Annotated in this window: 8 protein-coding genes; 3 read left to right on the top strand and 5 right to left on the bottom strand. The window is 64.3% G+C overall.

Going from position 1 to position 14,510, the window contains the following annotated elements:
- Positions 1-68: 68 nt before the first annotated feature.
- The 5 genes from CQY20_RS19925 to CQY20_RS19900 form a co-directional block, all read right to left on the bottom strand.
- Positions 69-788: an NAD(P)/FAD-dependent oxidoreductase gene (locus CQY20_RS19925; protein WP_097941809.1), complete on the bottom strand. Its 720-nt coding sequence runs from the start codon at positions 786-788 to the stop codon at positions 69-71.
- A complete protein-coding gene (locus tag CQY20_RS19920; protein ID WP_133119091.1) occupies positions 788-1,111 on the bottom strand; it encodes a tryptophanase in 324 nt (107 codons plus the stop codon). The genes CQY20_RS19925 and CQY20_RS19920 overlap by 1 nt, the downstream gene beginning before the upstream one ends.
- 757 nt (positions 1,112-1,868) lie before the next feature.
- Positions 1,869-4,016 carry a winged helix-turn-helix domain-containing protein gene (locus CQY20_RS19910; protein WP_234816326.1) on the bottom strand — a complete coding sequence of 716 codons (2,148 nt, stop codon included), beginning with the start codon at positions 4,014-4,016 and terminating at the stop codon, positions 1,869-1,871.
- Between the two features lie 762 nt (positions 4,017-4,778).
- Positions 4,779-7,589, bottom strand: coding sequence for a helix-turn-helix transcriptional regulator (locus CQY20_RS19905; RefSeq protein WP_165789278.1), 2,811 nt, complete (start codon positions 7,587-7,589; stop codon positions 4,779-4,781).
- 18 nt (positions 7,590-7,607) lie between these two features.
- Complete coding sequence (locus CQY20_RS19900; RefSeq protein WP_097941804.1) at positions 7,608-10,445, bottom strand: helix-turn-helix transcriptional regulator; 2,838 nt, start codon at positions 10,443-10,445, stop codon at positions 7,608-7,610.
- 450 nt (positions 10,446-10,895) lie between these two features.
- On the opposite strand from CQY20_RS19900, the gene CQY20_RS19895 reads away from it, so the two are divergent.
- The 3 genes from CQY20_RS19895 (at position 10,896) to CQY20_RS19885 (ending at position 14,504) form a co-directional block, all read left to right on the top strand.
- Positions 10,896-12,554, top strand: a complete 1,659-nt coding sequence (locus tag CQY20_RS19895) for a sigma-54-dependent Fis family transcriptional regulator (RefSeq protein WP_234816325.1) — start codon at positions 10,896-10,898, stop codon at positions 12,552-12,554.
- Between the two features lie 131 nt (positions 12,555-12,685).
- A complete protein-coding gene (locus CQY20_RS19890) occupies positions 12,686-12,979 on the top strand; it encodes a DUF8691 family protein (protein ID WP_234816324.1) in 294 nt (97 codons plus the stop codon).
- 121 nt (positions 12,980-13,100) lie between these two features.
- Positions 13,101-14,504 carry an NAD(P)/FAD-dependent oxidoreductase gene (locus tag CQY20_RS19885; RefSeq protein WP_097941818.1) on the top strand — a complete coding sequence of 468 codons (1,404 nt, stop codon included), beginning with the start codon at positions 13,101-13,103 and terminating at the stop codon, positions 14,502-14,504.
- The last annotated feature ends 6 nt before the right edge of the window (positions 14,505-14,510 follow it).

The following is a 14,510-nucleotide window of genomic DNA, read 5'->3' as shown; positions in this document are numbered from 1 at the left end:
ACAACCGCACCGGCGAGTCGGGCGGACGGGGCCAAAACAGACCGTCCTACCGGGGCCAAATCAACCTGTCACAGCCAAATGGACACGAATACCGCGTCGCAGGCAAGGTCATAGTCAGTGCCCGTGGGTACGCTGCGCAGACGCAACCCGGTGACCCGGCGTCGACCGCGTACGGCGAGCACCTCCGTCGAGTGCAAAACCTCCACATTCGGCTGATCGCGCAGTCGAGCAACCTGGGCAGACACACGCAGCCGAGGCCGACGGTGGATAACTGTCACGCGGCCGGCCAGGGTCGCGAGAAACGACGCCTCCTCGACAGCAGCGTCGCCCCCGCCGACGACCGCGACGTCGCGACCGGCGAACTGCTCACCATCACGTTTGGCACTAGTACTGACGCCGAATCCGCGCAGGTCGCGCTCGCCAGGAACGCCAAGAGTTCGGTTGGTCGCGCCCATCGCAAGTATCAGCGCGGAGGTGCGATACAGACCGTCGTTGACGCAAATCGACTTCACGTCATTGTCGAGACCGAAGGCGTCGACATCCCCGCCGCAGAACTCGGCACCGAAATGCTGTGCTTGAGCGCGCATCGCGCCTGCGAGGCCGCGTCCGCGCACGCGCCGGGAAAATCCTGGGTAACTATCCACCTGCCCTGCCTCCATCAGCGCACCGCCTGGCGCGTGCCCCTCGACAACGAGGGTGTCGAGTCCGCCCCGCGCGCCATAGATTGCCGCGGCGTAGCCGGCCGGACCCGACCCGACGACGACAAGGTCACGTGGCCGGCCTCGCATCAACGCGTGACGGGGATGACGGGCTGCTCGCCGACCAGCCCATACGACGTGACGTCGATTTCGTTCCAAGGCGCCGTCCGATCACGAACGCGGGCAACCAACGACCACAAATGCGGCTGTTGCGGGCTGCCGGCATGTCCGTACAGCCAAAGAGCCAGCCAGTCGAACATCACTGTGGGCAATCTCATTCTGCGCGACGCGATAGCGGTGAGGATCCGCTCGACGGCGAGAAGCGCTTCGCCGGAGCCCAATTCGACGAATGTCATGGTCCGCTCATGACCTCTCAAACACTCATCTGCCGCAACGACAAGCAGCCACGCCATTTCGGCATCTGAAACGACGGATGTCCGAAATTTGCCCAGTGGAGGCGATGACGTCTGGGTCGACATCGCGTACGCAACTGACCCCAATGTCGCAATCGCCACAGAACCCTCACGCATAGCGCCGAAAGATGATCGCCGTCACACTGATACCACGGCTTGCAATATGTCGGATTCGCTCAAGAGCATTCTCTTACAAGTCGGGCATCGAGCGACGCGATTGAAGAGTCGCCCGAGCACGGTCGGCTCCATTTCCGCCATGGTGCACTGCGCGGTGTACTCCAACGCGTCGCGATGGTGGGCGCACACGAAGCCGCAGGCATTACCGTATTCGTCACAATCGGAGCGTTTGCAATACCCGACCATATGAAATTCCACATACGCCACCGCCGTTCGAGCGCAGCGATACCCGTTGTCAAGGAATCGCAGTTCGCATTGCGGTGCGAGCTCACCGTGACCGACCGCGGGCGCAGGAATAACCGTACGGCTCATCAGTGTGGTCGGGTTCGGTCTACGTTCGTCAGCGGAGGATCCCGTATCGACGTCTGACACCATGTCCTATCCCCTTTCCCGACCTGATGAACAGTCGTGGGAGCGACGTGCTCACTGCCGTGTGCAAACGATGACCGTTAGCCGGCTACCAACAGACTTCCGTCTGTCGAGGTGAATCGTCATCACCCTTGCCTCTCATTCACCCGGGTGATTGCGCCACATTCGCCATGTGATGTGAGAGCGATCCCGATGGGGCGTGCTGTGTCGATCAGAGCAGGCCGAGTTCGCGGGCGCGGGCGACCGCAGCATTGCGGCTGTCGACCCCGAGTTTGCGGTACAGGGCGCGTTGATGGGTCTTCACCGTGTTGAGCGAGACGTAGAGCCGTTGGCCGATCTCCCTGCGCGACAACCGGGTTGCCAATAGGCCAAGCACCTCGAGTTCTTTCGATGTCAGCTCCTCAGGCACAGCCCAAGGGTCGTTCCGCGCGGTCACCGCTACGCCGCCGCCCTGGCCAGCCCGTGACTCCACCGTTCGCGGTATAGCCACGTCCGCACAGCCGCGAAGCAACGCGTTGGCCTCATCTCGATTGGCCAGCGCCGTCTCGGCGTCACCGAGGTCGGTGAGGATCTTTGCTCTGATCGACAGCGCCTTGGCGAGTTCGAGAATCCCCGCACTCTTTCGGGCTAACCCGACCGCCAGCGCGGCTGCGTCCGCAGCAGCGGCACTGTCGCCGCGGACGTCGAGAACGATGGCCACCGCCAGTGCCACTGCCGCGTCGATGAAGTGCTCGGAGCCGGTCGGGTCGGTGCCGACGCCCGTTGCGCGGCGAATCTCGCGCTCGGCGGTTTCGAGCTGGCCGGCTTCGGCGGCGATCAGTGCGAGATACCCCAGCGCGTAGATGCGGTGGCGCCGATCGCCCAGCTGCTCCGTCAGGTGCACCGCCTGCTGAAGCGCAGCGCGGGCCTCGTCGATGCTGCCGGCGAAATACAGTGCGGCACCATAAGTCACGCGTGCGGCCGACCGGGCCTGCGGCGCCTCAGCGAAGTCGAGGTCAATCGCTCGGCGAGCCAGCTCGACCGCCGTATTGGCATCACCCGTCTTGAACGCATAGACCAACCGCAGTGCCATCAGCTGAATACTGATGCAATCGGATTGGACGGTGTCATCCGCACCCGTGGATTCGACCATCTCGATCCATGACCGCGCGGTCTCGAATTCGCCCAGGTTCAACGCGATCCAGGCCCGGATGGTGCTCAGCCGCGGATCGGCTGCAACCGCTTCGTCAGGTAGAAGATCGAGCCAACCCGAGACGGTGGACAGCCCGCCCCCGTTGACCTCGTTGTACCAGTCCGCCGCAATGAGATCGGCACTCTTCTCGATGTCGCCGGCGTCGATCAAATGGCGTATCGCCTCGTCGGGGAGTCCCTCGCCCTCGAACCACGCCGCGGCTCGTTGGTGCAGACCCGCGACGAGTTCGGGCTCGCTGCGATGCAACTCCGCACGTAGCAGTTCGCCGAACAGATGGTGATACCGATACCAATTCCGCGACATGTCCAGCGGCACCACGAACAGGTTTTCGCGCTCCATTTCCGCCAAGACCGATGCTGAATCGCAATCCTGCAGCACCGCATCGCACAATGCGCCACTGAATCGGGGCAAAACCGAAGTATGCAGCAGGAAGCGACGAATTTGCGGGGACTGACGGTCCAGCACCTCGGCCATCAGATAGTCGACGATATGCCGGTTATCACCTGCGAATGTCCGGATAAACGCTGCGACATCAGGGCGCCCGGTAAGCGAGAGGGCGGCTAGGTAGAGACCCGCAGCCCACCCTTCGGTGCGTTGGTGCAAAAGCGCCACGTCGGCTTCACTCAGCTCCAATCCGAACACATCGTTGAGCAGATGGCCCGCTTCAGAAACACCGAAACGTAAGTCTTCGCTGCGCATTTCGACAAGATCACCACTCGCGCGCAGCCGAGCGAGCGGCAAGATCGGGTCCGATCTGGTGGCGAACACCACGCGAAGATTCGGTGGTAGTCGGCCGATGACGAACGCCATCTGCTCGTGAACCGCTCGATTCACCACCACGTGGTAGTCATCGAGTATCAAGACGATCGGACGACCGATCGAGTCCAGATCGTTCAGCAGGGTTGGCAAAACAACCTGCACCGGGTCGGCCGCCATCCGGAGTAGCTCTACGGCGCGAGCGCCCACTCCGGGACTGACCGTCTGCAGCGCCGCGACAACGTACATCCAGAACCACACCGGATCGTTGTCGGAAGAGTCCAGGGACAGCCAGGCGAAGCGATGGTCTTCGTCCTCACCGGAAGCCCACTGCGCCAGTAACGTTGTCTTGCCCCATCCCACGGGTGCACTGAGCAGGGTCAGCTTGCCAAAGCGGCCCGCTGACAGCACATCCAGCAGCGCAGACCTCGTGACGAGTTCGCCGCCGATGGCCGGAATGTGCAGTTTCGTGGCGAGCAGGACGGCCCGCTCGTTGTCGCTGCGGTCGTCTGAGGCGATCATCTCCGAACTCCGCGAATCGGTCGAGTCAAGCGTCCAGGCGCGGACACCCGAGGTTGGCGCGTGCTGCGTGCCGGCGGGCTTCTCGGCTTCACCGATGTGCTCTGCCCACCCACGAGGTTTCGTTAGGCGCGGCGATCGCGGCGAGATCATTGAATCAGATGCGTTCTGGGCGATTGCTGCAAGAGCACTCTGGCGCTGTCCGGTTGGCATGCTCATGGCCGTCGAGTCACCAAGACGTACCCGCTGACCCCGATCAACACCGGGATCATCATCAACATTCCCAAAATCGTGCTCAACATGGTTTCAATCTCTCTGTGTCGCTGGCGCATTGGCCGCTACACCTATGACACCCCCGCGCGCTGGCAATGAACGTCTCAACATGAGTCGAATACGCGTCTCAAAGTGAGACTCATCTGGGCTTGGGAGCAGATGATCACACCAACACGCACCGTTTGATGCCGAAACATCGCGCGTCGCGTTGCCGACACTGTCATCGTCGTTTTCAATCCCCCTGTGTCGTTGCTGCTCGGTGCAGCGATCAGAGTTCAAGGACTAACGCTGGCACGGGGGGATTGCCATCACCATCGCCCACAGGGTGATCTTTAACGCAGTGCCGGGGTATACCTAGTTGTCTCGGCATTGACGAGCTGGTCAATCCGAGCGGCGCATCAGCTGTGACAGTTGAGCCCGAGAAGTGACGCCGAGCTTGGCGAAGGCGTTGTGCACATGGGTCTTGACCGTGTGCGGGGAAAGGTGCAATCGCTCCGCAACGCCACGGTTGGTCGCGCCCTGTGCAATCAGGTTGACCACCTTCAACTCGGAATCGGTGAGGCTGTCCCAGCCCGTCTTCGCTCGTGATTGGGGGACTATGCGCCGCTCCACGCCCAGTCGACGCAACGTGCGCCCAACCCGGCGTGCATCCGAGGTCGCCCCATACTCGATGTAGGTGTCGAACGCTGCATTGAGGTGGTCAAGCGCCTCAGCGCTGCGCTGTCCGCGACTCAGCTCGCCGGCCGCGTCCTCCGCAGCGTTGGCGTAAAGAAGCGGCCGCGAACCAGTGTGAAGCGACTCTGCAACAGCCACCAGCGCCTCGACATCGTGTTCGAGGATCCCCCGGGCATGCGCCGCCACCGCCGTCAACAGGGGCACCGCAGGCCTCTCACGCTCAAGCACTTCAGCGGCTTGAAGGACCCGCGCGCGCAAGCCGGCATCGCCCGCGGCCGAGGCCACCCGCGCACCCAAGACCAGCCGGACCAATGCATGGGGGAAGAGAGGCGTCCCCAGCAGGCTGATGTCGGCGAGCCAGCGCGCTGCTTCATGAACATCGCCGCGATACCACGCCGCCCGCGCCAGCACGTACGCGCACGCTCGACGTTGGCCAGGTGAACCGATGGGGTGGGCATCGCGTGCATCATTCGCCGTCTGCTGCAGCAAGCTCCGGTCATCGGTATGCGCCGCCACCTCGGCGAGGATCAGCATGCGATGTACGTCCTGCTCAGTAGCGCCCGTCGGCTGCGGAGGTGGCAGAGAATTGGCCGCGTCGAGTGCGGCCGACAGCCGGCCCGCGGCGAGGTGGACCCAGCCACTGTGGACGACCCAAGTAGCGAGGGCCATCGAGTTGCCTTCCCGGCCAGCTTGCTCAATGCCTTCGGAGATCCGGGCGGTCGCCTCGTCCAGTCGGCCGACCACCGCCAGCATGGTCGCGTGGAACATCCCGGCATAGGCGTGTGCCAACGCCGTTTCATTCGTGTACGCGATAGAGCGGACCTCATCGAGGCGGCCAAGTGCGCGGGCCGCGTACCCCTCACCAGAATCGAGCAAAGCGTGGGTCACCTCGGCGATGATGGCGGCCTCGAGATCACCGGTGGCCGCCGCAGCGGCCGCAGCTTCGTCGGCTGCGATCCGCCAGTCCCCGCTTTTGTCCTGCAATACAAGGTTGTAGGCCAACCACGCCAGGTGCCGTGCGCGGGTGACCTCACTGATCCCGCTCAACCGCAGCGCTCGGCGGTTCTCCTCCACCCGCTGCGGCGAGCTGTGCTTGGTATGCGTCCGAAGCCGGAGGCGGATCTCGGCCTCGACTTCCGGTGAGGACGCCTGCGCAAGCGCCACGACGCCCAATTCTTCCGCTTCCCCATAGCGGCCGGCCCGGTTGAGCCACTCCACCGTCTCGGCGACCAATGACCCGTGGTCACGGTGCTCGGCGGGCAGTAAATCCAATGTGCGCTTGCTCAGGTCCGCGGCAGCGTTGGCGTCGCTGCGACCCACCGATTGGGCGGCCCGGCGCAGCGCATCGACTGCTTCCATGTCTCCGGGCTCGGCGCTGCGTGCCAGCTGGGTGGCGACCTCGGCGGGCGCCGCGCCCATCGCCAGCATGACCGAGGCCGACTGGCGCTCCATTGCCCGCCGCAACGACCGCGGCAATGACTGCCGGGTGGCCTCACGCAGTAGATCGTGCCGAAACCTCAGCCGCTCACCGTCTTCGATGAACAGATCCGCGCGTACCGCCTCCTCGAGCGCCGACAGCAACGACGTCGGTGATCGTTCCAGCATTGCGGCCAGCAAGCCGGCCGAGAACCGGTCCGGCAACACCGCGGCCACCCGGACCACCTCGGCAGTACTCTCAGACAGCAGGTCAAGGCGTTGCTGCATGCTGGCGCCCAGCCGCCGCGGCAAACCGTTTCCGGTGGCCACCGCGCGCCCGTCGCTGACGTTCAGTCGGTGCTCTTCGCCGAGCCCGCCGACAAGCTCACTGACCAAGAACGGATTTCCGTGCGCTTTGGCGGCCAAATTCAGCAGGGATGCATCGGCTTTCGCTCGCACGGCGTCGCACACCATGTCGGCGACCGCATCGGCTGTGATGGCCCCCAACCGCAAGAATGTGGCATTCGCGCGTTGCAGTACCGACAACGTCTCTTGGGCCGCGGGTCCGCCCACCCCTGTGCGGGCAGTCAATATCCACAACACCGCCGCATCCGGCCGTGCGGTGGTCAGCGACCGCAGCGCCAACAGCGTGCCGTTGTCGGCCCAGTGAATGTCCTCCAACACGATCGCCAACGGGTTCTGCGCGGCCGCGGCATGTATCGCGTCGGCCAAATCGTGCACCACCCAGTAGCGCAGATCGGCCGACCCGCCCAGTTGGCGCAGCGCCTCGGCGTCTCCGACCGGTGGATCGGCGTTGAGAGTCGCCATGAACAGCGAGAAGAACGGCACCGTCTGCTGATACTCGAACGCCTCCCCGAACAGGGTGCGTACCCCGCACTTGTCAGCCAGCGCCAACACCTCGGTCAGCAGTCGACTCTTGCCGATGCCGGGCGGCCCTTCGATGACCAGCACGCCGCCGCGGCCCTGGCCCACAGCGGTCACTACTCCGCTGATCAGTTCCAACTCGTCGGCCCGCCCCCGAATTGGCGGCGTGACCAGGCCTTGGCCGCCGATGTCGAATAGGCCGGTTGATGACCCCACCGGGTGTCCCGTCTGTATTTACCGGACTGCCGCTGCAGTGCACGTCATTCTACGCATCGTAGGATCATCGGACCCAAGTTGCTGTCGCTCATCAGCGCGCCGCATGAGCTGCGTCAGTTGAGTCCGAGACGTGATGCCGAGCTTTGCGAAGGCATTGCGCAAGTGCGTTTTTACGGTGTGTGGGGATAGGTGCAGATGCTGCGCGACGCAGCGATTCGTCGCGCCTTCGGCGATCAACTCGACGACCGCGAGTTCGGAAACGGTAAGGCTGTCCCAGCCGGTCCTTGCGTGCGGGTGAGTGACGACACGCCGCGTCACGCCCAATCGACGCAGCGTACGGCCGACCCGACGGGCATCGGCGCTGGCCCCACACTCGCTGTAGGTGTCGAACGCCGCATTGAGCTGGTCAACCGCTTCAGCGTTGCGCCGTGCGCGACTCAACTCGACACCGGCGTCCTCGGCGGCGCCGGCGTACAGAAGCGGCCGCTCCGACGAGCGAAGCAACCCCGCGGCCGCCACCAAGACCTCGGCATCACGCTCGAGTATCCCGCGGGCACGTCGGGCCACTGCGCCAAATAGCGCAACGCCAGGCCGCTCACCTTCAAGCGCGTCAATAGCGTCCGCGAGACGGGCTCGCAGGCCTGCGTCACCAGTCGATGACGCCACCCGAGCGGTCAGGGTCAAATGGTCCAAGACCATCGGCAAGAACGGTGTCGTGAGTAGCGAGAAATCGCCGTCAAGCCAACGGACGGCTTCACCGACAGCGTTTCGCCGCCACGCCGCCAGTCCGAGCACGCGTGCCGCCCCCCGACGCACGGTCGGCGCGCCACTTGAGCATGCATCGCGTGCCTCGCTCAGCATCGCTGTCAACAAATTTCGGTCGTCGGTCCGCGCTGCCACCTCCGCCAGGGTGAACATCCGCATCGCACTCACCAAGGTCGTTCCTGTTGGCTCTGGCTTTGGCAGGTGCTCAGTGATGTTGCGCCCCACCGACAACCGGCCCGCAGCGACCTGCATCAACCCGGCCATCAAAGCCCAGATGTGGAGCGCCATACCATCGTGTTCCTTCTGGGATTTCGCTGTGCCGCTTGCGATCACCGCCGCGGCATCTTCCAACCGACCCACCACGGCGAGGAGGTTTGCCAGATGGCATGCCGCGAGGTTTTGAGTGGTCACCTCACACTCGCCCGTCAGGACCTGAAGTTCCTCAACACGGCGAAGGGCACGACCTGCGTAGCCGCCGGCGCAGTCGAGATAGGCCCGCGCTACGCCCGACAAAATGCTCGACTCAGGATCGCCGGTGTCTGCAGCGGCGGCCGCCGCCTCATCCGCGGCCGTGCTGTCGTGTCCGCGTTGACCGTACATCGTCAGGTTGTATGCCAGCCATGACCGATGCCGTGCCCGGGTGACGTCGCTGAGGTTGGGCAACCGGAGCGCGCGGCGGTTTTCTTCGATGTGCCGTGTTGCCGTGTCTGTGATTGCGGTCCTGAGGAGGAGGCGAATCTCGGCTTCCTCTTCAGGCGCCACCGAGCCGGGCACGGTGGTCTCGGCTAACCGCAGCGCCTCCTCGTAGCGCGTGGCCCGGTTGAGTAGCACGATCGTTTCTGCCACCAGCCGCCCACGCCCAGGGTCCTGCGAGGGCAGGAGTTCCAGCGCGCGGTTGCTCAAGTCCGCTGCAGAGCAGGGATCCTCATTGGCCACCGCCTGTGCCGCTTCGCGGAGCGCGACGATGGCGGCCCGGTCCCCCACCTCAGCGCTGCGGGCGAGCTGAGTCGCAACCGCCTCGGCTGGCGCCCCGATGTCGAGCATGGCTGTCGCCGATTGCCGCTCCATTGCTCGGCGCAGCGACTGCGGCAGCGATTGCCGCGTCGCTTCACGCAGCAGATCGTGGCGGAACCTCATCTGATCACCATCTTCGATGAAGAGGTCGGCGCGGACAGCCTCGTCTACCGCTGATACCAGGGCCGCCGGTCGGCGTTCCAGCATCGCAGCGAGCAGTCGGACCGTGAATCGGTCAGGCAGCACCGCGGCTACCCGCACGACTTGGGTCGCAGCAGTGGAGAGCTGGTCGAGCCGTTGCTGCATCGTGTGCGTGAGCCGTTGCGGCAACACGTCTCCGGTGACGACCGCACAGCCGCCGCTGACATCGAGTCGACCCTCCTCGTGCAGTCCTTGCAGGAGCTCCGTCAGCAAGAAGGGATTGCCGCGCGCCTTGTCCGCCAGGCTGAGCAGGGATACATCAGCGTTGGCTCGCACCACATCTCGCACAGTGTCGGATACCGCCGCCGGTGTCATGGGCGGCAACCGCAGAAACGTGGCGTCATTGCCTCGCAGCGCGGCCAGCGTCTCGCGGACGGCCAGTCCTCCAACATTGGTGCGCGTGGTGAGCACCCACAGCACCGGCGCATCCCGCCGTCTGGCAGCCAACGACCGAAGCGCCAGCAAGGTGGCGTTATCGGCCCAGTGGATGTCCTCGAGGAAGATCGCCAACGGTGTGCGAGACGCCGTCGCAAATATGGCGGCTTGCAAGTCGCGTACCACCCAATAGCCAAGATCGGTCGACGTGCCCAAACGGCGCAGTGCCTCCGCATCGCCAACAGGGGGATCCGCGCGGAGGGTTGCCATGAAGAGCGGGAAAAACGGCACCGTCTGCTGGTGTTCGAATGCCTCGCCGAACAGTGCCCGGACGCCCGCCTGCTCCGCAAGCGACGACGATTCGGTCAACAGGCGGCTCTTTCCGATACCCGGCGGACCTTCGATGACCAGCACGCCGCCGCGCCCGTGAGCGACCGCCGCAATCCGTGCGCCGATCACCTGCAGTTCGTCTGCGCGCCCACGAATCGGCGGCAGGCACATCTTTTCGGATCTTCTCGCGGTCCTCACGCGAACAGCCACATCCGGCTCCGCGGCCCCGGACTGCCGATAACTGGACAGACCTGCGCGAACAGCGCGATTGGGCGTGTTTCTCCGCGCCGGATGGCCGACATCGGATCGGCCCTGGCCGCCGTTGACTTCGACGCCCTTTGGCGTTGCCTGAGTCTCCGTCACTCTTCCCATCCGTCCTTGAGCTGACGTGACCCATGACATCTCCGCGGGCGTATACTGATCGTCTCAATCTGAGCAGAGTTGCCCGTCTCAATTTGAGACCCTGCGTTGGGCTGGCCGCACCGCTCAGTCGGGGAGCGAGGTCCATGCGTCAATGAGTTTGCGGGCCGACGTCCAGTCTGACGTTCGGCGGGTGAGGGAAAAGTTCCTGTGCGAGGGCGCCTTGGACGCACAGGCCTTGCCCCCAACCCTGCTGGACTCGTGGCGTCGATCGCAAGCCATGCGGGTCCACCCGGACCGGCTCGATTTGCCCTTCGTTCGGCAGCCGAACACAGAATCACGACTAGCTCACGCCGCGGACCCTGTGCTGCAATCCGCTACGCAGGACGTGATTTCGAGGCGATGTCGGCCATTCTCACCTCGGCCGACGGTGTGGTGATCGAGCGCTCCGCCTCAGCACGCTCCTTCGTGACGGCACTCGATTCGGTGAGCCTCGTTCCCGGCTACAGCTACGCTGAGGAATTCGCCGGCACCAACGGGATCGGCACCGCGCTCGAGACCGGCCGACCTGTGTTCATTCGCGGCGGCGAACACTTCGTCGGCCCGCTGGGCGAGCTGGCCTGTGCGGGAGCGCCGATCCGCGACCCGATAACCCAGCGTCTCGTCGGCGTCATCGATCTCACGTGCTGGGCCAGCCGCTCAAATCCGGTCATGTTGCCGTTGGTCAAAAGCCTGCGGAGCCAGATCGAGGACCGGATGCGAGAGTCGGCGCACGCGAGCGAGATCGCGCTTCTCGAGGCGTACCGCACGGAGGCGCGACGATTCCCATTCGGTGTGCTGGCGATCGGTGGTGACGTGTTGCTGATGAGCCGCTACCTTCGTCAGAGCCTCGACACCAATGACCAGATCGTCCTGATCGATCATGCCTCTGATCTTGTGGGCTCCGCATTGTCGGGTACGGCGTTGGCTGTACTGCCGAGCGGGCGAATCGCGAAAATCACCGCAGCAGATCGCTCGACGATGCGCGGCGGCCAGATCAATGTTGTGTTGCACGTTGAGCTTTCGGTAGAAACCAGGACACCCCGGACAGGCGGTCGCTCGGCGCACGCCGTCATCCCCGGCCTGGCAGGTCGCAACGGCGCCTGGCTGCGCTGCTGCGAGCAGGTCCGTCAATGTTGCCGCGACCGAGACTGGGTAGTGATCGAGGGAGAGAACGGCTCCGGCCGGTCACGCATGGCCCAGGCGGTTGGTCAATACGTCAAACCGGGCCGCTCCGTTCGAATCATGCGCGCCGAGGCGTTTGACAGCGCTGCGCGTTTCATCGCCGAGCTTGCAGCCGAGTCGGGCGATGATGACTTCGCGCTGGTTCTCGCCGATATAGACGACATCGACCCGAACACACTCGAACCGATTACATCGTTGCTGGCCGCGCGCGTCGGCCGCGGATGGATCGCCGCGACGACACGAGACGCAACGTGCGCAGCGCTCAAAGACGAGCAGTTGCTGCGCATGTTCACCCATACCGTCACGGTGCCCGCGCTGCGACACCGGGCCGACGACCTCGAAGAACTCGTTGCGCTGCTGTTGCGCGAGATCACCCATGGCGCCGATGTGCGGTTGGCGCCCGATGCCATGCGCCAACTCAGCAGGCTGCCGTGGCCAGGTAACGTGTCACAGCTTCGGCGGGTTCTGATCGAAACCGTTGCGCGCCAGCGGTCCGGTCTTATCGAGGCCGACAAGTTGCCTCCGGAGTGTCGCTCTCTGACGCGGCGCAAACTAAGCCGAATCGAGGCGTTGGAGCGCGACGCGATCGTCCGTAGTCTCGAGGACAATAACGGCAACAAGCTAGACGCTGCACGCGCGCTCGGAATGTCGCGGGCCACCATCTATCGCAAGATAAAGGACTACGGCATCGCGTAGCCGTTCTCTGAACAAGGCAACGCCGCAGAAAGCTACCTCGGACAATCACCCGGGTGAATCACCCATAGTTCCGATGACCACCACCCCTGCCTCCGTGGATGCTGGTGTGCAGACGGAAAGAGGAGCAACAGTTGGAGCCGACGACGTACCAGATCTGCGTCCGGGGCCGCCTGACCGAGCGGCTGGCAGCGGTACTCGAGGGAATGACCCTGAACGCCGGCACCGCTGACTCGGTCTTCAGCGGCGAAGTCAGAGACCAATCGCAGCTTTTCGGGCTTCTCGACCGGGTGCGCGATCTCGGCCTCGAGCTCATCAGCGTGCAACCGCAAATCGGGACCGGTCTGCCGCGACACAACGAACAGAGGGCGCGGCGACCCGTAAACCACATTGCGGATTTCGCTACCGATCACCCGGGTGATCCTTAGCTATGGGTGATGACCATTCACCCGGCGTGACGACATGCTCTTTCGACGAACCAGAGGGATGCCACGCAGTAGCGTCTCGTGCTACTGCGGCGTCCCGCACGTCTCGATCAAGGGAGTTCACATGCCGCCAGTCCGAATTGCCATCGTCGGCAGCGGATTCGCCGGCTTCGAATGCGCACGCCGACTCAGCAAGCTGCTCAGGCGACATGGCTCCAACGCCGTCGTGACCCTGATCTCGCCGGTCGACTATCTGCTGTATACACCACTGCTACCCGAGGTGGCCGGTGGCGCAACAGATCCACGCTTTGCCACCGTGCCCTTGAACGACAGGTTGCCGGGAGTCCAACTGATCCGGGCCTACGTGGATTCGGTGGACTTGTCGCAGCGTTCCCTGCGCTGTCGCGATCAGGAGAACATGACCCACGAGCTCTCATGGGATCGCCTCGTCTTGACTCCGGGCTCGATCAGCCGGCTGTTCGACATTCCCGGGTTGGCGGAGCACGGGCGGGGCCTGAAGTCGACGGCGCAGGCGCTTTTTCTGCGCGACCACATCATCGAGCAGTTCGAGCTGGCCCGCATCGACGAGAACCGCGAACGGGCAGCGGCGCGCAAGACCATCGTGGTCGTCGGCTCCTCCTATTCCGGTACGGAACTCATCGCCCAGCTGTGTGCGATGGCCTCAGTGGCAGTGCACGATTTCGGATTCGAACCGGGCGACGTACGACTGATACTGGTCGAACGCTCGGGACGACTGATGCCCGAACTCGGCCCCGAACTGGCCGCGCGAACCGAGCAGGTGCTCAAGCGGCGCGGCGTGCAGTTTCTCACCGGTGTCACCCTGTCACGGGTCGCTGCCGATCACGTCATCTTGACCGACGGGACTCGCATCGGCACCTATACCGTCGCATGGGTTGCCGGTGTCGTCGCGAGCCCGCTCATCGCCGCGACAGGACTGCCAACCGTGAAGGGCAGGCTCAAAGTCGGATCGGACTTACGGGTTCCCGGATTCGACGGTGTCTTCGCGGGTGGTGACGCCGCAGCCGTGCCTGATGTCACCAAGCCGAACGCGATAACGCCGCCGACCGCACAACACGCCACCCGGCAGGGCAAGGTTCTGGCCCGAAACGTCGCGGCAAGCCTCGGTTACGGCAGCGCGCGCGAGTACCGGCATCGCGACCTCGGAACCGTTGTCGACTTGGGTCCCGGGTTCGCCGTCGCCAATCCGCTCAACATCCAGTTGTCCGGGTTCGCCGCGAAGTTCGTGACCCGCCTTTACCACCTGTACGCCATACCCCGCAACGCGAACAGGTGGGCCGTTGCGCTGGGATACCTCACCAACATTCTGTTCGTCCGGCCACTGGTGTCGATCGGCTTCGCCCAGCCGTCTTGGGCGCGGTTCTCTGCCAGCGAAGAGTTCATGCCCGCGCCCTCGGCGATGCAGCCTCTTGACGAGCAGATGTACGCCGACGATCTCCGCTACCAGGAAGCGTCCGATCGGGCAGCGGCGCCATCGCAAAGCGACTGAGCGCGA

The sequence above is a fragment of the Mycolicibacterium agri genome, assembly GCF_002553505.1.
Taxonomy (GTDB): Bacteria; Actinomycetota; Actinomycetes; order Mycobacteriales; family Mycobacteriaceae; genus Mycobacterium; species Mycobacterium agri.
Note: the sequence above shows the minus strand (reverse complement) of the source record. Positions and strands in the feature narration are given on the sequence as shown.